This window comes from Desemzia sp. C1 (genome assembly GCF_020882875.1).
Classification (GTDB): domain Bacteria; phylum Bacillota; class Bacilli; order Lactobacillales; family Carnobacteriaceae; genus Desemzia; species Desemzia incerta.
In genome coordinates, this window is sequence record NZ_JAJIZP010000003.1 from 2,336,392 (window position 1) to 2,362,494 (window position 26,103).

Consider the following 26,103-nt stretch of genomic DNA (forward strand, 5'->3'; position numbering starts at 1 on the left):
CTGGTTACCTCCTATAAAATATTTTGTCCCACTGCTTTTTCAACATTATCTTGAATACGTTGTTTCCCGATATTCAATGTTCCCGTATGATTTGGGATCAAAATAACTGCGGGTTGTATTTTGCTGTCGTAACGCTTAATGGTATCTGGAATCTTTGCCCCTAGTTCTTCCGTAAGGTAAATGATTCCATATTCATTTTTCGCTAGTTGATCAACCATTTTTCTGGCTTCTTTAGCTTCAGATGCGTAAAAAACATCAAAACCCAGCATTTTAAAAGGTAAGATAGAATCTTTGTCTCCAACTACACCTATTTTATGAGCCATAGTTCATACGCATCCTTTCTCTGACGCTCTCGATAGGCAAATTATTCTCTTTACCTGCGAAAATCATCCGTAAATTCTTCACTTCTGTTTCTTTAGCATGAATAAAGGCTAGTAATGGAAGTGCACCAAAAGGTTGCAATTTAGCTTCTTTCATTTTGTCCATAATGGCATTATCCGTCTCTAAGTCTACTTTCACTGGAGACAACTCATGCGTTTCTGGGTCTAACGAATCTTGAACAATAGAAGCAAATGGTCCTTCTGATAACAATTTCCCAGCTGTTTCTAAGCTTTCTTTGCCTAATTCAACTAAAGTTTCTTTCGGAATATTTCCAGAACTAGATAAAATAGTCACTAAGAAATTCCGGTTTTTGCGTTGTTTGATCGCTCTTGACAAAGTAGACAAGTTATTTAGATCAATATAATATTTCACAAAATCGATAATTTCGCGATCATCTATTTTTTCAGCCAGCCATCTTAAATGAGTAAAATAGCGACGATCTAAAATGATATCTACAGACTGTATAGAATTATATTCTTCCTCAGCAACGAGTACTTCTTGAATACTATCAATATAGGCTTGATCTAACTCATCTGACTTTCCGATCTCAACGGCTTGACGGTAGTCAGACATTGGATTTTTTCCAATCGGAATCAGCATTGAATCAAAATTTTCTCCTGTCATTCGTGCTTTAAAGAGAACCTTTAGATTATGGTACGTATAACGCAAGGAAAAAAGTTCTACCAAAGCAGGATCTGGACTTAAGCTGAACATTTCATCGTACACACGTTGTAGTTCTTTAGAGAGTAATTCATCATAATCTCTCGTTTCTAGCAGTTCATCCACGTCATTTCGATAAGGAGTGTCTCTTAAGACCCGAGCCGCTTCTTCAAAACTATTAGCTTGCAACATACGCTCAAATTGATCATTTTGAAGGAGTTGGCTTTCATAAACGCGAATTCGTGCATTCGATCCAGCAAAAGCTGTATCTCTCATTTATTCCCCTCCTCCTTATTGAAACAGTTTTTGTGACACAGTAGGTAAAACGTCTTCTTTGATGTCATCAATCAAAGCATCAAACGTATAGTTGTAATCAATACCGTTATGACGAATAATAAAACCAGCTGTTTTAGCAATCGTTTCTTCTTTTAAATGAACCGTTGTCTTAGTTGTTTCCTTCAACTCACTGATAAACTCAGGAGAAACCAGCGGTTGAGTTTTTTCACCTAAAATCAAGTCCACTTCTTTGTCTTGGTATTGCCCTAGAACAGCGGTAAAAAACTGTTGAAATTCAGTATTATCCAATTGTTCCATACGTTCTTTTGCCGAATCAAATACATCTGTCAAAGCATGTTGTTTTACCGTTAACAGTTCATTTCTTCTTTTATTCGATAAAGCATTTTTATCTTGCTCATATTGCGCTTTTTGTTCAGTTTGAATACGCTCTTGTCTCTTTTGTTTTTCATCTTTTAAAGCTTCATCAGAGGCACGCAAAATTTCTTCTGCTTCCTTTTCTGCTTCTTTGATCAAAACTTGAGTTTTTGAGCGCTCATTTTCCATTAAGCGATCTGTGAGTAATTTTAAGTCAGCCATATTTTCCCTCCATTCTCTTTCATATTGCAGGCCATAAATAACTGACTAGCCGTTTAATACTAATAAGAATGAAATAACGAATCCTAAGATTGCGTAAGTTTCAACCATGGCTGAGTAGATGATCCCTTTTGTTGCATGTTCAGGTTTTTTAGCTAAAATTTGGATACCTGCAGAAGCAACGCGTCCTTGAGAAATCCCTGAGAATAAACCAGTGAATGCGATTGGCAAAGCAGCCATAAACATGTAAAGACCTTGAGCTAAAGTAGTATCTGCTCCTGTATTCAAGAAAATCAAGAAAGCAATAACGAAACCGTAAAGACCTTGAGTACCTGGAAGCAATTGAAGAATCAATGCTTGACCGAATTTTTCAGGTTGTTCTGTCGTTAAAGCAGCAGCTGCTTCCCCTGTCATCCCAACACCTTTAGAAGATCCGATACCTGCGAAGATTGTTGCCATAGCTGCTCCTAATGCAGCAAACATAAGTCCACCATTATTTTCAGCAAAAAAAGTTAACCAGTTTTCCATTTGTAATTCCTCCATTTATATATAAATCTATTTTTATTTATTTTGTATCCTTTTTGAGATAAATATGTTTTTCAAGTGTTTTTAAAGGGGACAACGGGCGTCCGCCGCCTTCATAAAACTTACCGAAAAACTCTACATATTGTAAGCGCGCTGTATGCACATAAGCACTTAAATAAGTTAAGAAGATATTTAAGGCGTGCAAAGCAATAATCAGTATAATTCCTACACTGAAACGAGCTGCTGTTGGCAAGTATTGAACGATCATATTGAATGCTACCGCAATACTACCACCAGATACACCTAGCGCCATTAAACGAGTATAACTTACCAAGTCTCCGACATAACCGGTCACGCCATATAAATTATATAACCCTAAAGCAAATCCTAGACCTTTATTTTTAGAAGCCATTGTAGACACAAGGATAATACCTATTACATTGGCAAAAATCAAGATATAAGACAGGGTTCTTATGATGGCATTTGGCATGATCATCATATCGACGATTAAAAGAGCTAAACCGATTAACACTCCTGCCCAAGCCAGACCATCAACATAACTCGATGACCGTTGCTGCTGCTTCCATTTCACAACCCCATTGATAATCAATCCATATACCATTTGGATAAAACCGAAAACTACTGATAACAATAGTATGGTTATAACATCATCCGTAGTGGATAATAACTGGATCGGTAAGGTCGCTCCAAAGAAACTTCCGTATATCAAACCCCATACGATAACCGAGTAAGAAAGCAGATGGAAGAATTTGATGAATCTTGCCATCCCTTTATCCATATTGAAAAACTTCATTGCCGCAAAAGTTCCTAACATCAAAACCAGACCATACCCTAGATCGGCACTCATCATTCCGAAGAAGACTAGATAAAAAGGCATCATAAAAGGTGTAGGATCTATATCATTGTATTTTGGCAAACTGTACATTTCTGTAACACTTTCAAATGGCTCAACTAACGCATTGTTTTTCAAAACTGTAGGGACGAAATCGAAATGTTTTTTAGGAATCTCATCTGTCATAATGGCATAATTCTCTTGCCCGACATGTGTATCCAACAATACCGTCAAATCATTGACTTCTTCTTCTTCCAACCAACCATTTAGAATAAATAAGCTGCTTCCATTCAACAGCAAAGATTTAGCGTTATTACGCTGAACTAAGTTAGCGTAATATTCCTCAGACAATTTTAAATTCTCCATATGAACATCGTAGTTCTGCAATGTTGCTTTCAAGTCTTTCTCTTCTTCCGAAAGCTGACTCAAAGAATTCAATACAGACTTCAATTCTTTTTTCGGCAACTGTTGATAAGGATAATTCAAGTTTGTGAATTGGAATTGATTAAATACCTCGTTTATTTCACCAAATGAATTTGTCGGCGAAATAACTAAATAGGCTGCTTCATCTTTGTAACGAAAAATCTCTTCAACGTATACATCGTTTGACTCTTTTAAAGCAGCTTGGAAATTATCTGCACTAGCAGAAGAAATGGTTCCAATTTTTCCGGTAGTTACTTTAAACGTATCTAAGTCATTTGGGTTGAAATCTAAACCTTCCCATTTCCTTAGAAAAGTCTCAGTGTCCGTCAGAGTCTTTCTTTGTTGATGGATATCAATCACTTTTCGTTCGATTTGTCTTACTTCATCAATTACTTGATCCAACGAAAATGCCGAAACTTTTTGTTCCAGTTCTTTCAAGGTATAGTGATTTCTACCTTTCATCATTTTCTTCAAAGCACTGGGTTGTTTAACGTATTGATTTAAATACGCTAATGTACTTTGAATCAGTTTCATTTTTTCCTCATGCTCCGCTCTATTTTCAGGTTGAGCAGTGGCTGAGTAATAATCAAGCAATTCATTTTCTTCTAAAGCTGACAAATCGAATAATTCAAGCTTCTGCAACTCCTGTACCGCTCTTAAAAGCTGCTCTTTATTGGCTTGTTCGGCTAAAAGTGTTATTTGTTTCATTTTAGCTATTGCCATAACGTTTAAACACCACCTTCAATAATTCATTGACAACTTCATCTTTGTTTCTTTCAACCACTTGCTGTATTTTTGCAGATTCTTGCTCAATTTCCTTAGCCAGTGCTTCTTTATCAGCCTCTAAAAGAGTGTGATATTTTTCTTTTTCGCTCTTTTCAAAATCACTTAACTCTTGTTCGAGGGTTATTTTATTTTGTTGAGCTTTTTGTTCAGCTTCAGATACGATTTTTTTTGCTTCATTTTGACTGTTTCGTCTCAATTCTTCAAGCTTTTCTTCAGCTTGTTTAACATATTCTACGGCTTCCAAACCCATTCCATCACCTCCTTAAATGTACAAAAAAGGGCATCAGCAAAGAGAATCTTCTCACCCTAGAAGATTTGATTCTCTTGAAAGCTAATGCCCAACCGTTTGTTGCTTATTCAACTAACAAAACATTATCATACTTCAGTGATTGCGTCAACATTGACAAAGCTTACACCTTCCATATCGACTGCTTCACCAAAAAATTAATGGTTTTATTAAGAGGAGTAATAAATAATTACTCTTTATACGATAATTCCACTTTGGACATCTTTATGATTTTAAACATTTAAAAAATATCAAAATAAAATAATAGTTTAATTATATCACAATGTGAGATTATTCCAACTTTAAGTCACTGACTTATTTTCTTTCTTCCCCTAGTGAAAAGATAGAAAGTGATCCAAATCCTGTGTGTGAAGCAATTGTAGGTCCATAGGGATAAATTTTTATGTCTTTTACATTCAACTGGCTTTGTAATTCTTGTTTTACCATTTCAGCTTCTTCTGGAACTCCAACGTGTCCAATAAAAATGGTCTGCGCTTCAGGAGAAACGATCCCTTCGACCGTTTTATTCACTAAATAACTCAACGATTTTTTGCGCCCTCTGACTTTTCCGTAAGGGACTAATCCTCCTTCTGGATTAACCACTATAATAGGTTTGACATTTAATAACGTTCCTAGAGTAGCAGATAAAGCAGAAATTCTGCCTCCACGTTCCAAATGTTTAATATCATCTACGGTTACCCAAGAATGAAGCTTCATCTTATTTTCTTCCAGCCATTTTGCTACTTCTTCAAGACTAGCTCCTGCCGTTTTACGCATCGCAGCTTCGTAAACCAATAGTCCTTCTCCTAAACAAGCCGCTTTTGAATCTACTATAGTAATATTCACATTAGAATAGTCTTCTTTTAATTGTTCTACAGCTGCAACAGCGTTATTATAAAAACCGCTCAAAGCTGAAGAAAAAGCAATATACAAAACAGGTATGTCTGCTTTAACATACTTCTCGAACACATCAATATAAGTCCCTATATTGATTTGAGAAGTTGTTGCAACAGCCCCATTTTTTAATTCAAGAAAAAATTGATTGCGATCAAAAGATTTTCCCATATCGTCAACCAATTCTTTTCCATCCATGTGAACAGTTAGATTCACTACATCGATATCTTGTTCTTCGATAAACGTATAAGGTAGATCGCAACAAGAATCCGTGATTAATTTATAACTCATTTTACTCACTCCAACTTTTTTTGTATTTTTTATTCACTGCTCTATTATGACAGGTTTTCCAAAAATTAAAAAGGGAAAATAAAAGTTTGCATTATTGAACATTTGTTCGTATAATATAGAAAACGAACAAATGTTTGGAGGACGTATTCATGGGAAAAAATAGTGCAGTAAAATTATCTGCTTTTTCATTCTTATCTAATTTTCTAACAGACAACTCGCCGACCGTGTTACCGCAAATGCCAACAGAACAAATTATTTATTTCTTAAATCAGGCTTACATAAAGTCTACATCCATTACTATACAAACGACGGATCGAATGGATCCCTCCGTTTGTCACGAATATACAGGAAAACTGATTACTTCGCCAGAAGATCAATCAAAAATCGTTTTATCTACACTCGACAAAAAAACAATGTCTATTATTAAACCGAATGAAATTCGTTATGTTCGCCTGACTCATCACAAATGATATTACTATAATCTATTAAACTGACAAGAGACCAAATCTTTCGATCTGGTCTCTTTGCTGATTATTTTTTTGGAGCAACTGTTTTAGATTCAAAAAATCGTTTAGTTTGAGTAGGATCCAATCTTTTTTCGATTAGTCCTAAAACGATATCAGCTATAACTGCCATCAAAGCTGTTGGTATAGCTCCAGCTAAGATAATAGCTCCACCATTAGTAGCGTTAACCCCTCTGGCAATGATATCTCCTAATCCTCCGGCACCAATAAAAGTACCAATCGCTCCAATACCGATTCCTACTACCAAGGCATTGCGAATTCCACCCATAATGACAGATAATGCTAAAGGTAATTCTATCATTAAAGTGACTTGTCCTTTTGTCATTCCCATTCCTTTACCCGTATCTAGTAAACTATCATCTACACTTTGAACACCAGCATAGGTATTTTTTAATATAGGCAATAACGAATAGAAAAAGATCGTTATGACAACAGTTGTAGAACCTAGTCCAAACGCCAACATAACTATCGATAACATAGCTAATGACGGAACTGTTTGAAGTACATTTGCCGCACCTATGACCCAGCTCGCTAATTTACGGTGTCTGGAAATCCAAAATCCGATTGGAATAGCGATAATGGCGGCGAATAACACTCCATAGATTGACATTAAAAAATGTCTGAGAAACTGGCTCCATACATAAGAGCCGTTTTGAGCGTAATAATAAACCAACTGCTCCAATACATTCATTTGTGTAGGATCCATGTTATTCGCCTCCTTCTGTTTTAGATGATTCGTCTTCAAAGTAATTATTTTCTTTTAAAAATTCTTCTGCCACGACTTGCGGTTCTTTCAAATTATTGTCAGCTTCATAATTCATTTCTTGCATTTGCTCTTCGCTTATCATACCTTCCATTCTCAGTAAGATACCTTCCAACTCGGGATAAGTTTCCAGTATCTCATTTGTAGCTAACGGACTGGCGTCGTAAGGAGGGAACAGCTGTAAATCATCCTCTAGGACGACTAGATCGTAACTCGCTATCCGACCATCTGTAGAGTAACCTAAAATAATGTCCATGCTTCCCGCTTGAAGCGCATCATATACTAGTCCTATCTGCATAGGATAGACACGATTAAAATCAAAACCGTAAGTATCTAGAAAAGCATCATACCCGTCTCCTTCGCGTTCTATCCACGAGTTGTCTACTCCGGCATTCATTTCTAAAGCGTAAGGTTCTAAATCACTGATTTTCTCTAAACCATATTCTTCAGCGGTTTCTTTCGTTACCATGAAGGCATAGGAGTTAGCAAATCCATAGGAAGGGAACCATTTTTGGTCGAATTTTTCGTCAAACCCTTCTACGACGACTTCCAGTGCCTTTTCAGGATCAGTAATAGGGTCTTCTCCCAATTCTCCAGTTAATGAAGTTCCAGTATATTTTACACCAGCTATATTTGCATCACCATTTAATAGCGCTTGATGGCTAACTGTTGAAGAGCCTAGATTATTAATAACTTGAACGTCCATATCATCCATATAGTGTTCAATCATACCTTCTACTACATAACTCATGATCAATCCTTCTGTAGAGGTTACCCCAGCTACTGTAATTCCTTCTTCTCCGCTTCCGCTGCCTAAACCAGGTAAAGCGCAACCTGCTAACACCCCTGCACTGACTAGTGACAACAAGAAGCTTTTTTTCGTTTTTAACTTATTCATGTTATATCCTCCTATTTCGCAGTGCGCAAGTTGACTGGTGTAACTTTTTCTTCTACTTTACCCAACAGAAAATCTACCAGCAAAGCTAACAATGTAACAGGAATCGTACCACCGATAATCAACTCTGGTATATATAAGTTCAATCCATTAAAAATAAAGTCTCCTAGACCGCCGCCTCCGATATAAGAAGCTAACGTAGCCCAAGCAATGACGTAAACACCTGACAGTCGAATACCAGCCATAATTACAGGAGCTGCTTGCGGCAACTCTACTGAAAAGATCAATTGTTTATTTGTCATGCCCATCCCTTTAGCTGCATCAATCAAATCTTTATCGACACCTTCCATACCGATATACGTGTTTCTCAAAATCGGCATCAAGGAATACAAAAACAACGCAACGACTGCAGGAACTTTCCCTACACCGAACAGCGGGATCATTAAAGCCAATAGAGCTAATGAAGGCACAGTTTGCAATACCGTTATCGCACTAATAAATGCACTGGCTACTTTTTTATAACGCGTCAACAAGACTCCAATCGGAACAGCTACTAAGATCCCCAAGGCTAAAGCGATACCGGATATATATAAATGTTCCCAAGTCAATAACAATAATTGAGAACCATTATTCGTTATAAAGTCAATCATATCTCTTCATCCTTCCTATTGCCCCGAGTTGATATCTGCGGTAGTTTCCAACGGCAAGTCTTTAGCGTCTTCAATATCGCCCCAAATGTTGTCGTATACGATCTCCGCTAGAGAACCTCTTGTGACTAAACCAATCAACCGATCATTTTGATCTACTACTGGGATGTTTTTGAACCCAATCTTCAACATCCGTTGTACTGTATCGCGCAGCAAAGTACCGGAACGAACAAAACGAACTTCATGCTCCATGACATCTCCAACACTTGTAGCTGTTTTTCGGTAACGGTCTATCGCTTCCAACCCAACTAATCCCTTTAACACACCTGAATCATCTGTTACAAACAAGGAATCAACTTTACGATCTCTCATGATACGAATAGCATCTTGCAAAGATTTTCCTGGAGTGACAGAAGCTGGATTTTTCAGCATGATTTGATCAACCGTTTGGATAGAAGGACGAGCTTGTAACAAGCGATCTTCGCCGAGGAAATCTTCTACGAATTTATTGACAGGATTTGCCAAAATATTATCTGGTGTATCAAATTGAACAACTTTTCCTTGCTGCATAATGACAATACGGTCAGCTAATTGCAAAGCTTCATCCATATCGTGGGTAACAAAGACTACTGTACGACCCATCTCAGATTGCAGATGTTTTACTAATTCTTGCAAAGCATCTCTTGTAATAGGGTCCAATGCTCCAAATGGCTCATCCATTAATATGATGTCTTGATCCGCAGCCAAAGCTCGAATAACACCGATCCTTTGTTGCTGTCCACCTGAAAGTTCACTTGGGTAGCGATCTAAGAATTCAACTGGCAAATCGACACGTTTGATTAATTCTTCTGCTTTAGCTCTTTTCTTCTCTTCCGGCCATTTTAACAACTTGGGCACCAATGTGATATTGTCATACACTGTCATATGAGGCATCAATCCAATCTGCTGGATGACATAGCCAATTCCTCTTCTCAATTCCACCGGGTCTTTCTTCATGATATCTTCTCCATCAATCAGGATCTGCCCTTTAGTTGGTTCGTTCATTCGGTTGATCATACGCATAGACGTCGTTTTTCCGCTCCCGCTGGTTCCGATGAATACGATGAATTCTCCATCATTGAACGTCAAATTGATATTTTCTACAGCCTTCGTTCCATCCTTATATGTTTTGGATACATTTTTAAATTCAATCATTCTCTTCCACCTCGTTAGATGTTTTTTTCACACACACTCTTATTTATTGTTGCATAACGGGCACGGAATAGCAAAAAACATGCTTTCACAGAATTTTCATGGTACCATTTCATAAGAGCGGCTGGATAAATGACACTTACAACTAAAACACGTTCCCATTTAGGTGAAAAAAAAGGAACGCAAATTTGATTTGCGCTCCTTTTGATATCTATTCTGTTATAAGATCGGTGAAAGTAAACGAGAAAAACTTTGTTTGAATTTGACCCACTTTGACTGATTCTCAATTTCTTCTTTCGTCAACAAACGGCTTTTCTCCATATCTTTAAAGAAATAACTTTCCTGCTGTTTAGCTACTGAAGGATCATACATAAAAGCATTGACTTCAAAATTCAATTTGAAACTTCTAATATCAAAATTAGCTGTTCCTACTGAACAGATTTCTCCATCAATGACGATGGTTTTACTGTGTAAGAATCCATTTTCGTAAATGTAAACTTCCGCGCCTACATCTACCATTTGAGCAGCATAGGATAACGTAGCTTGATAAATAAAGGGATGGTCAGGTTTATTAGGAATCATAATCTTGACGTCGATTCCTGACATAACGGCTATCTGCAGTGTCTCTATCAACGCTTCATCAGGAACAAAATAAGGGGTTTGGATGTAGACAGACTCATCAGCTGTACTGATCATTTTGATGTACCCTTTTTTGATTTGCTGTATTTCTGTATCCGGTCCGCTGGAAACGATTTGAAGATTGGTTTCGCCTTTACGCGGAATATAAGGAAAATATTTTTCTTCATATTCTAACGGAGTTGTCGGAACGGCTGCATTCCAATCCATAATGAATCGGCTTTGCAAGGCCAAGACCCCATTCCCTTCAATTTTCAAATGAGTATCTCTCCAATAACCAAATTTCTTATCCATCACCAGATACTCATCCCCTACATTAAATCCGCCGATATAACCGATCTTTCCGTCAATTACGACAATTTTGCGGTGATTACGTAAGTTGATCCTGAAGTTGATTAAACCTAATCTAGAACCAAAAAGGTTTCCACTCGTCCACCTAACTCAATCAAACGTTTAAAAGAAGCGAGTTTCAAGGCCCTGGAACCTAATGCATCGTAAATGACTAAAACTTCTACTCCGGCAGCAGCTCTGTCTTCCAAAGCTTTTAACACCATGTTGCCGATATAATCATTATGGAAAATATAATAAATCATATGTACATGATTTTCTGCTTGGTAGATGTCTCGAATAAGAGACTTGAATTTTTCTTTTCCGTCTACGAAAAACTCTACTTGATTTCCTTTTGTCAAAATAGACTCGCTGCTTTCCAAGAATAAATTCGTAATTTCTTTAGAATCCTCTGTGTCTTGTTTTTTTGACAGCAATCTCTCTTCTTCCAGCAGCATCTGTTTTTGAGCTTCTACCAGTTCAGGCATACCGATGCTCTCTTGCGCTTGAATATCAAAGATTTTTTCTTTGGAGATTTTTTTTCCAATAAAGAAATAGATGATAAAACCTATCCCAGGTAAAAAGTTTAAGACCAATAACCAGGCCCATGTTGCAGCAATATCCCGTTTTTCACGAAACACTGTTATGGCTGCAAAAATACTATTGATAGCAAAAAACAATGAAACAAAGTAAAAAACATACCTCAATAAACTCACCTCTTTTCGAATAGTTACCTGCTTATAGGTAAAATGAACGAACTGAATCGTTTTATATCTCTATCATACTACACTTATTCTCACTTGATCAGTATTTTTCCTTATTTCAATGCCCCGCCTGGTTTTCATCATCGGTCTTTGAGTCTTTCACCCAGTTCCCTAACATGATCTCCATCTCTGCCTCTCCTCTTATAGGATAAGTTTCAGCCGTTTTCAATAGTTGCTTAAAGTATTGCTGCATGACTTCTTTGTTTTGATAATGGTGTGCTTCAAGAGTCATCAGCAACCGTTTCTTATTCGGCAAAAAACCCATCTTCTTGATATATGTTTTCAGCTCGTCATCATACAGCTCTTCTATGACTGCTGAATCTTCGTGAGATACCAAAGCCAAAAACAATTGCTCGCAAGCTAATTCTTGCTTGTAAAATAAAGGGTAATTATCCATATAAGACAACAATTCCGTTAATTTCTGTTGAGCCTTTTTTAAGTCTAAACGATCTAGGTACCAATTGTATTGCAAAATATGAATAGCCACTTCCAATGTACTAGTTCCGGCATTCAACTCGTTGACAGACAATTCTTCAAAAGGAATGTCTTTGATACGAATGCCTTGCGTCATTAAGGCATTCATTTTCAATTGCGTAAAAAAAGCTTTTTTATTTTCTTCCTTTTTCATTATAGAATAAATGTTGTGCCCGTCATTTGGAAGACCTCCTATTTTTAGCGGAATCCCATTCGTCACGGCTGTAAAAAGACCAGCAACCAAAAATAATTGCCATCCAACTAGAGCAAAAGCAGATAACTGTTCTATCCTCGCAATAATCCCTAAAGCTATGATCGATGTGACCAGATTCAGCAGTACGCCTCCTAAGTTATAGATAATGTACGGAAACGATTTTTCTGAATACTCAGGCGGAGACATCAAGCACTGACCACCTGTTCCCGGCAGATGAAATTTTTTACGCTTGAACTTCCCATCTTCCTTGATGATCGTAAAACTTCCTACTCGAAAAGAAACAAACGAATAACCTGTTAATAGTCCAAAAATCAAATGTCCTAACTCATGAATTAAAATATGTAAAAAATAACTCAAACAGAAAAAAATGATCCCTAGAACTAAATGCAAAACATTCCATTCCAAAACTGTCTCAGGTAAAAATACAGCACCAAATACACCTAATAGTAATCCGACTCCCATACTCAATGAAAGAAACAGGATATTTTTAAGCAAGGGACTTTTCTTCTTCTTTTTAGTCTTTATATGTTCCATTTATCAGCCTCCTCTTGCATTTCACAGTCTTTTGATAACGCTTTTTATCCATCATGAAGTATTCTTTTATAAAAGTCAATCGCTCTCAAAAATAAAAGAAAACAGGCTTTGCACCTGTTTTCTTTCTGTTTTATGCAACTGTCTTTGTGATAAATAGTCTTGGCGTTGTTTTTTGAATCACTATCAAAATCATACTTGCAACGACAGCAGTAATAACACCGCTTAAGATTTGTGTGATAAAAGAATAGACAAAAGCACCCATTCCTTCTGGCGCATAACTTCCCCAGAAGTAATACCCGGCTACAAAATGCCAGAAAAATCGAGCCATGGTCCCAGTAAACGTCCCCAACACAATAAATAAGTTTAATTGATGTACTCGATTTTCTTCACTAAGTGATTGGACTTTTTTGGCAAATAACCCTCCAAATCCAGCAAATGCAAATGCAATAAAATATTCAATAAATCCTTGCAGCGGACTTAAGATATAAGCATTTCCTATTACAAAATGCAAGATCCCCCATAAAAAACCGGCATAAACAGCTGGTACAAATCCTCTTCTAAAAGCATAAAGCGTCACTGGTATCATTCCTAACGACACGGTAAACGACGGCCCTATATTTGTTGGAATCAAAGACAATACGATCGCCAAAGCGGCTATAATCGTTCCTTCCATCCACACACTAAAATTTTTGTTGCGCATAAAAAAACTCCTCCCTTATAATTTGAACAATGCCAAACAACAAAGGAGGAGATTACTTAAGTATATATATAAATACTTTCGCTCTCCGTCACAATTCCTACGCTCGTACTAACGAACAGGTTCGAAGGGTCAGAATCGAATCGATTCAATCTCAGCTTTTCAGCTCCCCTTTGTGATGGATGTTCATTCAATTTTTATTCCTTGTTCAGTGTAACGAAAAGTCTTTGAATTGTCAATATCAGACCGATTCTGGATAGGGATTCTTAATGCGATTTCACTTTTTTAGCTAGTACGTATTCAACTTTATCGTTTATATTTATTCTTTTCAAGCTGTTTAGAAAACCAGAACGCACGTATAACATTTGGCTGCTGATGTTGTCTACAGCTACGGATAAAACGATTTCATCCACATCTGGATAATACTCCCGCACATAATCCGGTAACAACTCTAACGATTTTTTGCATACCCTTGACTTTGATACCTCAAATCGATAGAGTGCGCTTTAAATAAAACGGCGTTAGGATTATCCGTATAGCGAGAAACGCCTATGCCAAATTGTAGAATAAAGAATCCGACTAAATCGTTTCCTTTTAAAATCAATATAGGATGTTTTCCAGTTTCGTGCAAACTTTCTGTTAGAGCATCCATTGGTTTGATCATGTAAGTATTTGACTCGATCGCATAATTTTCCAACTTAGGTATATCTTCGATCATAGCTTCTCTCAACTGTATAGTTTCCATCCGCACACACCCTGTTCCCTTTAAGTTATTGATTCAAGAATAACAGATGACAAGTTCGAAAGTCTCTTGATAAGCCTTCTATTCGTTTTTTTCCTCTTACCTCAATCCATCCCACTCTAAGTAAAATTCTTCTAGAAAAGTCTCCATATATTCATGTCTTCTTTGTGCAAAGAGTTTTCCGGTTTGTGTATTCATCGTATCTTTCAACTTCAACAGTTTTTCATAAAAATGCATGATGGCTGTATCGTCTCCTGAACGGTATTCTTCGTAACTCATAGATTCTCTCGGTTTTTTAGACGGATCATGAATCAGACGTCCTCGTGAACCCGAAAAAGCCATAGTCCGTGCGATCCCAATTGCACCAATAGCGTCTAAACGATCCGCATCCTGCACCAGCATTCCTTCAATAGAGTCGAGCTGCACTTTATTGGTCCCACCTTTATAAGATAGATTCAACACTATAAAAAGAATCTGCTCTTGGATCTCTTTAGGCAAAGAAAATTGGTTCAGCCAATCCATCAACCGTTTTTCACCTTCTGCAGCATTTTTAACTAGTTTATCATCTGGAACATCATGCAGCAAAGCTGCCATCTCGCAAACAAAAGTATTTACCGGTCCGGGTTCTTCTTCTGCCATCTGTTTAGCTAAGTTCCTTACTCGGTGGATATGCCACCAATCATGTCCCGATGCATCATTTTGAAATAAGTCTGCTACAAATTGTTCTGTTAACGTGATGATTTCTTCTTGTTGTTTTTCCATAGATACACCTGCTTTATTCGTTATTATTTTAAATAAGGCTAGGACATGTGATGTCCTAGCCTTAATTGCATTTATTTTTGTTTCTTATTTTTGTTAGAGCTGGCTTCCATAATAATTGGAAGAATCACAGGTCTTCTGCGCGTTTTATCGAACAAGAATTTACTTAAAGAGTCTCTGATATCTTGCTTCAAAGCACCCCATTCAAATTCATTTTGCTGCAGATTTTCCTCAACAACTTTTCTCACTAATTCACTGCTTTGTTCGATCAATGGAGTATTTTCTTTCACGTATACAAATCCGCGCGTCATTACTTCTGGACCAGAAGTAATTTCTTTCGTTCTACGGTTGATCGTTACAACAGCAATCAGAATACCGTCTTGAGACAATAATTTACGATCGCGCAATACGATGTTTCCGATATCACCGATTCCGATCCCATCTACCATTGTATTACCGGACTCTACTTGTCCAGACATCGTGAAACGGTTGTGAGAGTATTCGATGATGTCACCTTTTCCAGGAATAATGATATTCTTGTAAGACATTCCTACTTCATGGGCTAGATCAGCATGAGCAGCCAACATTCTGTATTCACCAGTTACCGGAATAAAATACTCAGGATGGATCAAGTTGATCATCAATTTTAAATCATTTGGTGTCGCGTGACCAGAAGCTTTTAAGTTGTCTGTAATTTGTTTTACAGCCCCTCCAGCACGGTAAACCATATTCTCTGTAGTCGCAACCGTTACTTCCATTTCGTGAGAAGGACTGGTAACGATATACACCAAATCGCCTTCTTGGATATTCACTTGCGGATGCTTGCCTTTAGCCATACGTTGCAGCGTCTTGATAGGTTCCCCAGTACTACCAGTTTCAAGCACAACGATTTCATGATCTTCGTATTTGTCTATGTCTTTGACTGGAACGATCAAATCGTCACTTGGCAATTGCAATTTATTCATTTTCAATGCTTTGTCTACAATCTCTTCCAAGTTTTTCCCTGTGATAAAGATTTTACGTTTTGAACGGTGAGCCGCATCAAAAACTTGTTGAATTCTCAAAATATTGCTGGCAACAGCAGCGACGATGATTCTGCTTGAAGTATTTTGGAAGGTATCTAGTACCTCTTCCGCCACTTTCAAGTCGCTCACGTTTTCAACTGGACTTTCTGCTTCACTTGAGTCGCTTAATAAAGCCAACACTTTTTCTCTTCCGATATCACTAATACGGTTTAAATCGGTTTTGTACATTGGTTGTGCACTTTGATCGAATTTGAAGTTTCCTGTATACACAATACTTCCTTCTTCAGTTTTTACAACGATCCCTACTGAATCAGGAATCGAATGAGTTGTTCTAAAGAAGCTGATTACAGCATTGTTAAATTCAATTTCGGTTTGTTCATCAATAACGTGGTAATCGTCAAATTTGATCGATTGACCTTTTTCTTCTACACTCATTTTTGCTAATTCGATAGTCAGCTCTGTACCGAAAACGGGAACATTAAACTTTTGCAAGAAATAAGGTAAAGCTCCAATAGCATCCTCATGACCATGAGTCAAGAATACCCCAGTTACTCTATCTTTATTTTCCTCCAAATAATCAAAATTTGGAATCACTACATCAATCCCGAATAATTCCGTTTCTGGATACATCAAACCGCAATCCAATACAAAAATTTCTTCATCTACTTCCACTACGTACATATTCTTTCCATTTTCACGTACGCCACCAAGTGGAATCACTTTAATTTTGCTCATTACTTCACCTCTTCAATCATTTTTCCAATAGTTTATTTAATACAAGTTGATAAAATTACTTTTTCTTCTTCAGTTGTGCACTCTACTAGAGGCAATCTTACTCCGCCAACATCAATTCCTTGATGATTTAATAAAAATTTTGTTGGTGCAGGAGAAGGAACTGAAAACAACGCATCCATTTTCGGAATCAACTCACGGGACAGTTTTGCTGCCTCTGTTAATTTACCCGCTTCAAATGCATCGTACATTTCTTTCATCTCTTCGCCGAAAACTTGGCTCGCTACAGAGATCACACCATTTGCACCAATCGCCTTAGCTGGTAAGGATAATGCATCTTCACCAGTATAAACTAAAAAGTCAGCATCCGTATGAGAAATGATTTCACTCATGGCTTCTATTCCAACACATTCTTTGACACCAATAATAGTTTCAATAGCGGACAAACGAATCGTTGTAGCTGGTTCTATGGAGACACTGGTTCTTCCTGGAACATTGTAAATAATGATCGGCAGATCCGTACTTTTTGCTACCGCTTCAAAGTGAGCGTATAACCCAGCTTGATTCGGTTTATTATAGTAAGGAGTTACCACCAATGCTGCATCAATTCCTTTAATTTGCGCTACCTCTTGTGTAAAAGAAATCGTTTCAGCAGTATTATTTGAACCTGTTCCTGCTATGATTGGGACACGTCCTGCTGCAAATTCTACTGTATGTTGGTACAATGTCAATTTTTCATCGTGAGAAAGTGTAGGAGACTCACCAGTTGTTCCACCAACTACAATTCCTTGAGTACCCGTTGCAATCAAATGATCAATCAATTTTTCTAATTTTTTGAAATCGATATTGTTCTCATGATCAAACGGCGTAACCATTGCTGTAATGATACTTGCTTGTTGGATATTCAAATTACGTCCTCCTCTAGCTTTAGTCTATTTGATAGATGATGGCTGAATCAAATTCAATTCGTGCATTTTTTCTGCAATTTGAACAGTATTCCAAGCTGCACCTTTTAATAGATTGTCTGAAACGATCCACATATGGTAGCCTGCTTCATCATCCAAGTCTTTACGAATCCGACCGACAAAAACATCTTTTTTGTTTTCAGCAGTTAATGCAGTAGGATAAATTTGCTCACTTGGATCGTCTTCTAAAGTTACCCCTGGTGCTTCTCTTAAAATATCTCGAATCTTCTCCACTGAAGCAGTCGTGTCTTTGACTTCGATGTACACAGATTCTGAATGTCCATAAGCAACTGGGACACGCACGCATGTAGCAGATAACTTTATCGCATCATCGCCCATGATTTTTTTAGTCTCGTTGGTCATTTTCCATTCTTCTTTTGTATACCCTTTTTTGTCAAATACATCGATTTGGGGCAAAGCATTGAAAGCAATAGGAAAATGTTTTTTATCTCCGCCAGCTGGTAAAATGTTAGCCTCGTAAGGTTTATCATCCATCATCTGCTGAGCTTGATCATACATTTCTTTCAATGCCGAGTTTCCTGCTCCACTGACTGCTTGGTATGTTGAAACGATTACTCTGTCCAGTCCAAATGCTTTTCGTATTGGATGCAATGCTGCAACCATTTGGATCGTTGAGCAATTAGGATTGGCAATTATACCAGAATGTTTTTCCAATGCCTCAGGATTGACTTCAGGTACAACCAAAGGAACTTCTGGGTCCATGCGGTAAGCACTTGTATTGTCAATGACAATTGCCCCATGTTTGACGGCTTCTGGAGCGAATTTTTTAGAGATGTCTCCTCCTGCACTAAATAAAGCAATATCTATTCCACTGAATGAATCTTCAGTTGTTTCTTGAACTTCAATTTCGGTATCTTTAAATACCAATTTTTTACCAGCAGAACGCTTAGAAGAGAGTAATCTTACTTCTTTGATTGGAAAAGCTGCATTTTCCAGCATCTTAATGATTTTTGTCCCTACTGCTCCTGTTGCGCCAACTACTGCTACTGAATATCCATTCATAATCTCACTCCTACTTCTAAACTTTTATCTTTTATTTAAACTTACGAATAGTACCATTATTCATTTTATCATAATTCACTGTGAAATCATACCAAACAAAAACTTTCGTCATTGGTAATATCGTTCGAACGTGATAATGTCCTAAGTAGGTCGAAGCATAAAATGTCCCAAAATGATAAAATAAAATCATGAAAAGGATAATACTAACGATGAATGAAGATAAGAAATATAAAGTAATAAAAGCTGTGGCAGAAAAAAGAAAGGAAAAAAAGAGAGCTTGTGTTGAACTTGGGCTCTCGATGAGGCAAGTCAACAGATTGATTCAAGACTATCAAGAAGGAGGAAAAGCTGTTTTTTCACACGGCAACAGAGGAAAAGCAGCTAGGCACGCCGTGCCAGAGGAAATAAAAAGACAAGTGATCGAGCTCTATCAAAGTTTTAAGATAAAGCCTAACGTGAAGCATTTTACTGAAATTTTGAAGGAGGATCATGCTATCTGTTACACCGATACGACCATTCGTCATATTTTATATCATGCTGATATTCTATCACCTAAGGCTCAAAGAAAAACACGTAAGAAAATAAATGCTCGAATCAAAGCTAAATCAATGAAAGGTAAAAAAGGGTCTTATAACCCACTGGTTCCAAGAGCCGAAGATCAAATGGAGTTACCCGAAAAAAGTCACCCTAGCCGTCCTAGAAAGAAATATCAGGGGGAGCTTATTCAAATGGATGCCAGCTCCTATAACTGGTTTGGTAAAGAGGTGACACATCTCCATTTAGCTATTGATGACGCTTCTGGTAATATCGTCGGGGCTTATTTCGATATGCAAGAAACACTCAATGGCTATTATCATGTGCTCAATCAGATCCTAACGAAACAAGGCATCCCTTTAGCTTTTTTAACAGATAAACGAACGGTTTTCGAATACACATCAAAAGCCATGAAAGCGGTCGAAGAAGATACCTTTACCCAGTTTGGTTTTGCCTGTCATCAACTCGGTATTGAGATTAAAACCTCCTCTATTCCACAAGCTAAAGGCCGCGTAGAGCGCTTAAACGGGACTGTTCAATCACGACTTCCTGTAGATTTAGACTTAGCTGGAATACAATCTATGGAGGAAGCCAATCACTTTTTAACGAAATGGATTAGGACTTTCAATAAGAAGTTTGGCAATAAAACGAAGGAATCCATCTATGAAAACGCACCAACTAAATCAGAAATCAATTTATTATTAGCACGAGTAGCGAATAGAAAAGTGGATAGTGGGCATCATATTCGGTATCAAAACAACTACTACCTGCCTACGGAAGGCAGTGAAGAGCACTACTTCACGCGAAGATCAAAGGTGTTGGTTATCGAAGCGTTTAACGGAGATATCTATGTAAATATAGCTGAAAAAATATACACAACAAGGAGACTGAAAGAACATGACTACTACTCACAAGAGTTTGATCCGATTCCAGAGCAAAAAAAAGAAAGACGCCAGTATATTCCCCCACAATCTCACCCGTGGAAACTAGAATCTTTCAAAAGATATCTTCGCAGTGTCGGAAAAACACTCGAAGAGTACGAAGCTGAACAAACAGCTTAAGACTAATTTTAACAAATTCGGTCACATTAATGCAAGCTTTTGCGAAGTAAAAGCTTGCATTAATGTGAGCCTTGGTTTTAGGACATTTTAACTTTCGCTTGACACCAAACAAAAACTTTCGTCATTGGTAAACATCGGTCCAGTTGCTTTACTGCTTACGTTTCAATGGTTTTATAACGTAAAAAAGCCTTACTGAATCTAATCCAGTAAGGCTTCATTGTTTTAGTTAGTTGTTGTTTCTGTTTCGCTAGATTCTTGTTGTTCTTCTTCCATTAATACTTTGTGAGAAAGATTGATACGACCTTGACGATCGATTTCAATGACTTTGACTTTCAGAGAGTCGCCAACGTTTACGACATCTTCTACTTTAGCCACACGTTTAGTATCTAATTGAGAGATGTGCACCAAACCGTCTTTTCCTTTAGCGATTTCAACAAAAGCACCAAATTTTTCAACGCGTTTTACAGTACCATCGTAAACTTGACCAACTTCGATTTCTTTCGTCAATTCTTCGATGATTTCTTTTGCACGTTGGATCATTTCTGCATTATCTGAAGCAATGCTGACTTTACCGTCTTGATCAATGTCGATCTTAACGCCAGTTTCTTCGATAATAGCATTGATTTGGTCTCCACCGCGTCCAATAACGACTTTGATTTTTTCTGGTTTGATTTGCATCATTTCAATTTTCGGAGCGTATTTGCTCAATTCTTTGCGCGGTTCAGAGATAGTAGATACTAATTCATCTAAGATTTCTAAACGAGCCTTTTTAGCTTGAGTCAATGCTTCCGTTAAAATTTCTTGAGTAATTCCTTGGATTTTGATATCCATTTGTAATGCTGTGATTCCTTCGGCTGTTCCAGCAACTTTAAAGTCCATATCGCCTAGGTGATCTTCCAACCCTTGGATATCCGTTAAGACAGTATGGTTGCTTCCGTCGCTGACCAATCCCATTGCAATACCAGCAACTGGAGCTTTAATAGGTACACCAGCATCCATCAACGCTAAGATTCCTGCACAGATACTTGCTTGAGAAGAAGAACCATTTGATTCTAAAACTTCTGAAACCACACGAATCATGTAAGGGAAATCTTTTTCATTAGGGATAACTTGAGCCATAGCGCGTTCGCCTAAAGCCCCATGTCCAATTTCACGTCTGCCTGGTGCGCGGCCGCGGCCTGTGCTACCAACTGAGAATTGCGGGAAATTGTAATGGTGGATAAATCGTTTGCTTTCTTCAATACCTAAGCCATCAATAATTTGATGTTCTCCAAGAGGCGCTAGAGTCGCAATAGACAATGCTTGTGTTTGTCCACGTGTAAACAAACCAGAACCATGAGCTCTTGGTAAAACACCTGTTTCTGAAGCTAATGGACGAATCTCATCAATTTTACGACCATCCGGACGGATTTTTTCTTCTGTGATCAAACGGCGTACTTCATCTTTTTCAAGATCTTCAACGATTTTTTTCACTTCTTTGTTGATACGAGCTGCTTCATCATGATCAGCGTATTTAGCTTCAAAGAAAGCAATAGCTTCTTTTTTCACTGCTTCAGTTTGTTCAGCGCGTTCTTGTTTATCAAAGATTTGAATCGCATTTACCATTTTTTCTTTGTAAGCTGCTTGTACTTCTTCTTGTACATCTGCATCTACTTCTAATAATAGGACTTCCATTTTTTCTTTTCCAACAGCTGCTTGGATTTCTTCTTGGAAAGCCACTAATTTTTTGATTTCTTCATGACCGAACATCAATGCTTCCAACATACCTTCTTCAGATACTTCTGCAGCACCACTTTCAACCATGTTAATCGCTGTTTTTGTTCCAGCTACCGTTAATTGGATATCCGACTCTTCGTCTTGTTGAACCGTTGGGTTGATGATCAACTCTCCGTTTACACGTCCAACGTTTACTCCTGCAATAGGTCCGTTAAATGGAATGTCAGAAACCACTAAAGCCAAAGATGATCCAAGCATAGCTGCCATTTCTGGAGAGCAGTCTTGTTCCACTGACATAACTGTATTAGTGATTTGTACCTCATTACGGAATCCATCTGCAAACATAGGACGAATTGGGCGGTCAATCAAACGAGCAGTCAATGTAGCATTTTCACTAGGACGGCCTTCACGTTTGATGAATCCTCCTGGGATTTTACCTACTGCATACATTTTTTCTTCGTAGTTTACTGTTAATGGAAAGAAATCTACATCCATAGCATCTTTGCTGGCTACAGCAGCTGTTAAAACAACTGTGTCTCCATAACGAACCAAAACGGCCCCATTTGCTTGTTTGGCTAACTGTCCTATTTCAACTGTTAAAGGGCGTCCGCCAAGTTCAGTTGTAAAAACTTGTTTTTCTGTCATTATTTGTTCTCCTTTTTTATCGAGAACCATTGATATCCCAGCAATCTACTAAACAAATGTCAGTATTTAAAGTTTAAACGCTCACATTTGCATAGTAGGATAACGGATACTTCAATGTTCTCTGTGTGTAGTAAGCAAAATCAATTTGCTTTTAAAACATGAATAAGCTCATCGCCGATTCACTCTTAAAACGGGCTGCATTTTCTCAATAAAACAAGCGAGATTCCTAAGAACCCCGCTTTAGAAAATAGACAAACGGATCTTAACGACGTAAGCCTAAGCTTTGGATTAATTCACGGTAACGAGCAACATCTTTGTTACGTAAGTATGCTAACAAGTTACGACGGTGACCGATTTTTTTCATCAATCCACGGTAAGAATGGTGGTCTTTTTTGTGAGTACGTGCATGCTCATTTAAGTGGTTGATTTCTTCAGTCAATACAGCAATTTGTACTTCTGGAGAACCAGTATCTCCTTCGTGTCTTGCGTATTGAGTAATGATTTCGTTTTTGCGTTCTTTAGAAATAGCCATTTCTAAACACCTCTTTCTGTTTTTTTCCTTTTACTGAGTAGTCGTTGGTGACTCGTACAACCAAGTAAAAGGTACGTGCTTATCGCACATCTAAATATTACAGAACTTTATTCTAAAATGCAAGTACTAATGTTGTTAATCCTGTTATTTCATTTGAAATAACAACGGACTGTCAAATGTTGTATTCTGCTCTGATTTCTAAAATCGTATCTCTTAAATTGGCGGCTTTTTCAAAGTCTAATTCTTTGGCTGCGGCTCTCATTTCCAACTCCATCGTTTCAATCAGAGTGATTCTGTCTTCTCGGTTTAATTTAGAGATTTGAGCTACAGAAATCTCTTTCTCTTCTTCAACTGCGGTGGTGATCGAAATCAAATCGCGCACTTCTTTTATGATTGTTTTTGGTACGATTCCATGTTCTTCATTATATTTCATTTGCACTGAACGACGTCTTTCTGTTTCATCGATCGCATACCGCATAGAGTCTGTTATCTTATCTGCATACAAAATAACTTTCCCATTTTCATTACGAGCTGCTCTCCCGATCGTTTGAACCAATGAACGTTCACTTCTTAAGAAACCTTCTTTGTCAGCATCAAGGATTGCTACCAATGATACTTCCGGCACATCCAGCCCTTCTCTCAGCAAGTTGATACCAATTAGGACGTCAAATACGCCTAAACGCAGGTTACGAATGATTTCTGTTCTTTCCAACGTTTTTACATCACTATGCAAGTATTCTACTTTTAAGCCGATCTCTTTTAAATAGTCTGATAAATCTTCGGACATTTTCTTTGTCAATGTCGTGATGAAGACTCGCTCATTTTTCTCAATGCGCTCATTTATTTCCCCAATCAGATCATCAATTTGTCCTTCGATTGGATGGATCTCAATCACAGGATCCAACAACCCAGTCGGACGAATGATTTGTTCTACAACACCGTTTGTCCGCTCCAACTCGTAAGGTCCTGGAGTAGCTGAGATATACATGATTTGATTGACATGTTTCTCGAATTCTTCTAATCGCAAAGGTCGGTTGTCTAATGCACTGGGCAACCGGAATCCATGATCGATCAGTTGTTGCTTTCTCGCTTGGTCACCATTGTACATCCCGCGTATTTGCGACATGGTAATGTGAGACTCATCCACGACAAATAAAGAGTCATCTGGAAAGAAATCTAACAATGTATAAGGTGCTTCTCCAGGTTTTCTTCCATCCATATGTCTGGAATAGTTCTCAATACCTGGGCAATATCCCATTTCCAATAACATTTCAATATCATAATTGGTTCGTTGTTCCAAGCGCTGAGCTTCCAATAATTTATTTTCCGCTCTCAATTCTTTTAGTCTGGCATCTAATTCTGCTTGAATCGTTTTTACTGCATGACGAGTTTGTTCGTCATTCGCCACGAAGTGAGTTGCAGGGAAGACGGCTACAAATCCTACATCTGCTTTAACCTCACCCGTCAATACATCTACTTCTCGAATGCGCTCGATCTCGTCTCCGAAAAACTCGATTCGAACAGCTTCACTATCTCTAGAAGCCAAGAAAATTTCGACAATGTCTCCACGGACACGAAAGCGGCCACGTTGAAAATCAATGTCATTCCGCTCAAATTGCATATCGATCAGTTTCCGCAACATGTCGTCTCGACTGATCTCCATTCCGACCCTTAGAGATAAAACAAATTCTTTATAATCTAACGGGTTGACCAATCCATAAATACACGATACTGAAGCGACTACAATAACATCTCGTCGTTCAATCAATGAACTTGTCGCAGAGTGACGCAACTTATCGATTTCATCGTTTACACTGGCTTCCTTTTCAATAAACGTATCCGTTTGAGGCACATACGCTTCAGGTTGATAATAATCATAATAACTAACAAAATACTCTACTGCATTATTTGGGAAAAATTCTTTAAACTCACTATATAATTGACCCGCCAACGTTTTGTTATGGGCAATAACCAAAGTTGGTCGGTTTACTTCTTGAATAACGTTGGATACAGTAAAGGTTTTTCCTGTACCGGTCGCACCAAGTAATGTCTGTTCTTTGACACCTGCGTTGAGTCCTTCGACCAATTGTCTAATCGCTTCAGGCTGATCCCCGCCAGGCTGATATTGAGAAACTAATTCAAACTGTTTTTCTGCCATATGATCTCCTCACTTCTGCATAACTCGCAAACCAAAGTTCTCTATTCATTCTATCACTGAACATATGTTCTTACAAGCAAGAGAGCGTGGATCCTAAAAGGAACTGATGTAGTATTCACAAAAATGAAACTTTAACGGCAGGCGGTTGTTTAAGACTCTAGACAGTCAAAAAAACTCTTTTCATCAGAACGATCTGATGAAAAGAGTTTTTTTTAGATGGTAAACAGCTGGCATTATCGCTTCTTAAGCAACAAAAAAGAGCCTGGACGACCAGACCCAATTTAGTGGATTATTTAGCTAATTTAGCTGATAAACGAGATTTATCGCGAGCTGCTTTGTTTTTGTGAATTAATCCTTTAGATGCAGCCATATCAATTGCTTTAACTGCGCTGTTGTACAAAGCGTTTGCATTGCTGTCTCCAGCTGCAGCTGCTTGTTCAAATTTTTTCACAGCAGTACGCATTGAGCTTTTTTTAGTATTGTTTTGAACTGCTGATTTTTCGGCAGTACGAACACGTTTAATTGCTGATTCGATGTTTGGCATTTAGTACACCCCTCTTTCCATGTATAACAACT

At 37.8% G+C, this 26,103-nt stretch carries 25 protein-coding genes, 1 pseudogene, 1 riboswitch and 1 other annotated feature; of the genes and pseudogenes, 2 read left to right on the top strand and 24 right to left on the bottom strand.

From position 1 onward, the window contains the following. Positions 1-11: 11 nt before the first annotated feature. The 7 genes from LMF32_RS11715 to LMF32_RS11745 form a co-directional block, all read right to left on the bottom strand. Positions 12-323 carry a V-type ATP synthase subunit F gene (locus tag LMF32_RS11715; RefSeq protein ID WP_092480177.1) on the bottom strand — a complete coding sequence of 104 codons (312 nt, stop codon included), beginning with the start codon at positions 321-323 and terminating at the stop codon, positions 12-14. Continuing rightward, complete coding sequence (locus tag LMF32_RS11720; RefSeq protein ID WP_092480178.1) at positions 313-1,317, bottom strand: V-type ATP synthase subunit C; 1,005 nt, start codon at positions 1,315-1,317, stop codon at positions 313-315. Before LMF32_RS11720 ends, LMF32_RS11715 begins: the two co-directional genes overlap by 11 nt. A 15-nt stretch (positions 1,318-1,332) precedes the next feature. Continuing rightward, a complete protein-coding gene (locus LMF32_RS11725; protein ID WP_230524844.1) occupies positions 1,333-1,914 on the bottom strand; it encodes a V-type ATP synthase subunit E in 582 nt (193 codons plus the stop codon). Between the two features lie 45 nt (positions 1,915-1,959). After that, entirely contained in the window at positions 1,960-2,439 is a 480-nt protein-coding gene (locus LMF32_RS11730) for a V-type ATP synthase subunit K (RefSeq protein WP_092480180.1), read from the bottom strand. Positions 2,440-2,476: 37 nt separating this feature from the next. Next, complete coding sequence (locus tag LMF32_RS11735) at positions 2,477-4,435, bottom strand: V-type ATP synthase subunit I (RefSeq protein WP_230524845.1); 1,959 nt, start codon at positions 4,433-4,435, stop codon at positions 2,477-2,479. Beyond that, positions 4,422-4,748 carry a hypothetical protein gene (locus LMF32_RS11740; RefSeq protein WP_230524846.1) on the bottom strand — a complete coding sequence of 109 codons (327 nt, stop codon included), beginning with the start codon at positions 4,746-4,748 and terminating at the stop codon, positions 4,422-4,424. The genes LMF32_RS11735 and LMF32_RS11740 overlap by 14 nt, the downstream gene beginning before the upstream one ends. A gap of 45 nt (positions 4,749-4,793) precedes the next feature. Beyond that, positions 4,794-4,842 (bottom strand) — a sequence feature (sodium ion sensor (DUF1646 type); this cis-regulatory element may regulate processes involved in with the transportation of sodium ions). A 257-nt stretch (positions 4,843-5,099) separates the two neighbouring features. Continuing rightward, positions 5,100-5,969 carry a DegV family protein gene (locus tag LMF32_RS11745; RefSeq protein ID WP_230524847.1) on the bottom strand — a complete coding sequence of 290 codons (870 nt, stop codon included), beginning with the start codon at positions 5,967-5,969 and terminating at the stop codon, positions 5,100-5,102. A 149-nt stretch (positions 5,970-6,118) separates the two neighbouring features. Here LMF32_RS11745 and LMF32_RS11750 point away from each other — a divergent pair, with 149 nt between their 5' ends. Next, entirely contained in the window at positions 6,119-6,439 is a 321-nt protein-coding gene (locus tag LMF32_RS11750; RefSeq protein WP_230524848.1) for a hypothetical protein, read from the top strand. Positions 6,440-6,500: 61 nt separating this feature from the next. Here the strand turns inward: LMF32_RS11750 and LMF32_RS11755 are convergent, their stop codons facing one another. The 13 genes and pseudogenes from LMF32_RS11755 to LMF32_RS11815 form a co-directional block, all read right to left on the bottom strand. Next, a complete protein-coding gene (locus tag LMF32_RS11755; protein ID WP_278046300.1) occupies positions 6,501-7,199 on the bottom strand; it encodes an ABC transporter permease in 699 nt (232 codons plus the stop codon). A gap of 1 nt (position 7,200) precedes the next feature. Then, positions 7,201-8,154: an osmoprotectant ABC transporter substrate-binding protein gene (locus tag LMF32_RS11760; protein ID WP_230524849.1), complete on the bottom strand. Its 954-nt coding sequence runs from the start codon at positions 8,152-8,154 to the stop codon at positions 7,201-7,203. A gap of 11 nt (positions 8,155-8,165) precedes the next feature. Continuing rightward, positions 8,166-8,801 (bottom strand): ABC transporter permease, encoded by a 636-nt coding sequence (locus LMF32_RS11765; RefSeq protein ID WP_230524850.1) that lies wholly within the window; start codon positions 8,799-8,801, stop codon positions 8,166-8,168. A gap of 15 nt (positions 8,802-8,816) precedes the next feature. Further along, complete coding sequence (locus LMF32_RS11770) at positions 8,817-9,992, bottom strand: betaine/proline/choline family ABC transporter ATP-binding protein (RefSeq protein WP_230524851.1); 1,176 nt, start codon at positions 9,990-9,992, stop codon at positions 8,817-8,819. 216 nt (positions 9,993-10,208) lie between these two features. Continuing rightward, positions 10,209-11,659 (bottom strand): annotated as a pseudogene (gene cls / locus LMF32_RS11775) (cardiolipin synthase). A 115-nt stretch (positions 11,660-11,774) separates the two neighbouring features. Then, on the bottom strand, positions 11,775-12,938 hold the full coding sequence (locus LMF32_RS11780; protein ID WP_230524852.1) for a site-2 protease family protein: 1,164 nt from the start codon (positions 12,936-12,938) through the stop codon (positions 11,775-11,777). Between the two features lie 130 nt (positions 12,939-13,068). Then, entirely contained in the window at positions 13,069-13,638 is a 570-nt protein-coding gene (gene thiT / locus LMF32_RS11785) for an energy-coupled thiamine transporter ThiT (RefSeq protein WP_230524853.1), read from the bottom strand. Positions 13,639-13,715: 77 nt separating this feature from the next. Then, positions 13,716-13,818, bottom strand: a riboswitch (TPP riboswitch). Positions 13,819-13,901: 83 nt separating this feature from the next. Further along, on the bottom strand, positions 13,902-14,048 hold the full coding sequence (locus LMF32_RS11790; RefSeq protein WP_230524854.1) for a hypothetical protein: 147 nt from the start codon (positions 14,046-14,048) through the stop codon (positions 13,902-13,904). A gap of 38 nt (positions 14,049-14,086) precedes the next feature. Next, the gene (locus LMF32_RS11795) at positions 14,087-14,380 is read right to left on the bottom strand and encodes a hypothetical protein (RefSeq protein WP_230524855.1); all 294 of its coding nucleotides are present in this window, start codon (positions 14,378-14,380) and stop codon (positions 14,087-14,089) included. Positions 14,381-14,476: 96 nt separating this feature from the next. Beyond that, positions 14,477-15,139 (bottom strand): HD domain-containing protein, encoded by a 663-nt coding sequence (locus tag LMF32_RS11800; protein WP_230524856.1) that lies wholly within the window; start codon positions 15,137-15,139, stop codon positions 14,477-14,479. Positions 15,140-15,210: 71 nt separating this feature from the next. Next, on the bottom strand, positions 15,211-16,896 hold the full coding sequence (locus tag LMF32_RS11805) for a ribonuclease J (protein ID WP_188203775.1): 1,686 nt from the start codon (positions 16,894-16,896) through the stop codon (positions 15,211-15,213). A 32-nt stretch (positions 16,897-16,928) separates the two neighbouring features. Further along, positions 16,929-17,801 (bottom strand): 4-hydroxy-tetrahydrodipicolinate synthase, encoded by an 873-nt coding sequence (dapA, locus tag LMF32_RS11810; RefSeq protein WP_230524857.1) that lies wholly within the window; start codon positions 17,799-17,801, stop codon positions 16,929-16,931. A 24-nt stretch (positions 17,802-17,825) separates the two neighbouring features. Continuing rightward, positions 17,826-18,881: an aspartate-semialdehyde dehydrogenase gene (locus LMF32_RS11815; protein ID WP_230524858.1), complete on the bottom strand. Its 1,056-nt coding sequence runs from the start codon at positions 18,879-18,881 to the stop codon at positions 17,826-17,828. 209 nt (positions 18,882-19,090) lie between these two features. Between LMF32_RS11815 and LMF32_RS11820 the strand changes: the two genes are divergently transcribed. Beyond that, positions 19,091-20,476, top strand: a complete 1,386-nt coding sequence (locus LMF32_RS11820; RefSeq protein WP_230524859.1) for an ISNCY family transposase — start codon at positions 19,091-19,093, stop codon at positions 20,474-20,476. Positions 20,477-20,698: 222 nt separating this feature from the next. On the opposite strand, the gene pnp is transcribed toward LMF32_RS11820, so the two are convergent. The 4 genes from pnp to rpsT all read right to left on the bottom strand — a co-directional run bounded on the left by pnp (position 20,699) and on the right by rpsT (position 26,071). Continuing rightward, positions 20,699-22,837: a polyribonucleotide nucleotidyltransferase gene (gene pnp / locus LMF32_RS11825; RefSeq protein ID WP_230524860.1), complete on the bottom strand. Its 2,139-nt coding sequence runs from the start codon at positions 22,835-22,837 to the stop codon at positions 20,699-20,701. 262 nt (positions 22,838-23,099) lie between these two features. Next, positions 23,100-23,369 (bottom strand): 30S ribosomal protein S15, encoded by a 270-nt coding sequence (gene rpsO, locus LMF32_RS11830; protein WP_092481136.1) that lies wholly within the window; start codon positions 23,367-23,369, stop codon positions 23,100-23,102. Between the two features lie 172 nt (positions 23,370-23,541). Beyond that, positions 23,542-25,527, bottom strand: a complete 1,986-nt coding sequence (gene uvrB / locus LMF32_RS11835) for an excinuclease ABC subunit UvrB (protein WP_230524861.1) — start codon at positions 25,525-25,527, stop codon at positions 23,542-23,544. A 289-nt stretch (positions 25,528-25,816) separates the two neighbouring features. Further along, complete coding sequence (rpsT, locus tag LMF32_RS11840; protein WP_188203780.1) at positions 25,817-26,071, bottom strand: 30S ribosomal protein S20; 255 nt, start codon at positions 26,069-26,071, stop codon at positions 25,817-25,819. Between the last annotated feature and the right edge of the window lie 32 nt (positions 26,072-26,103).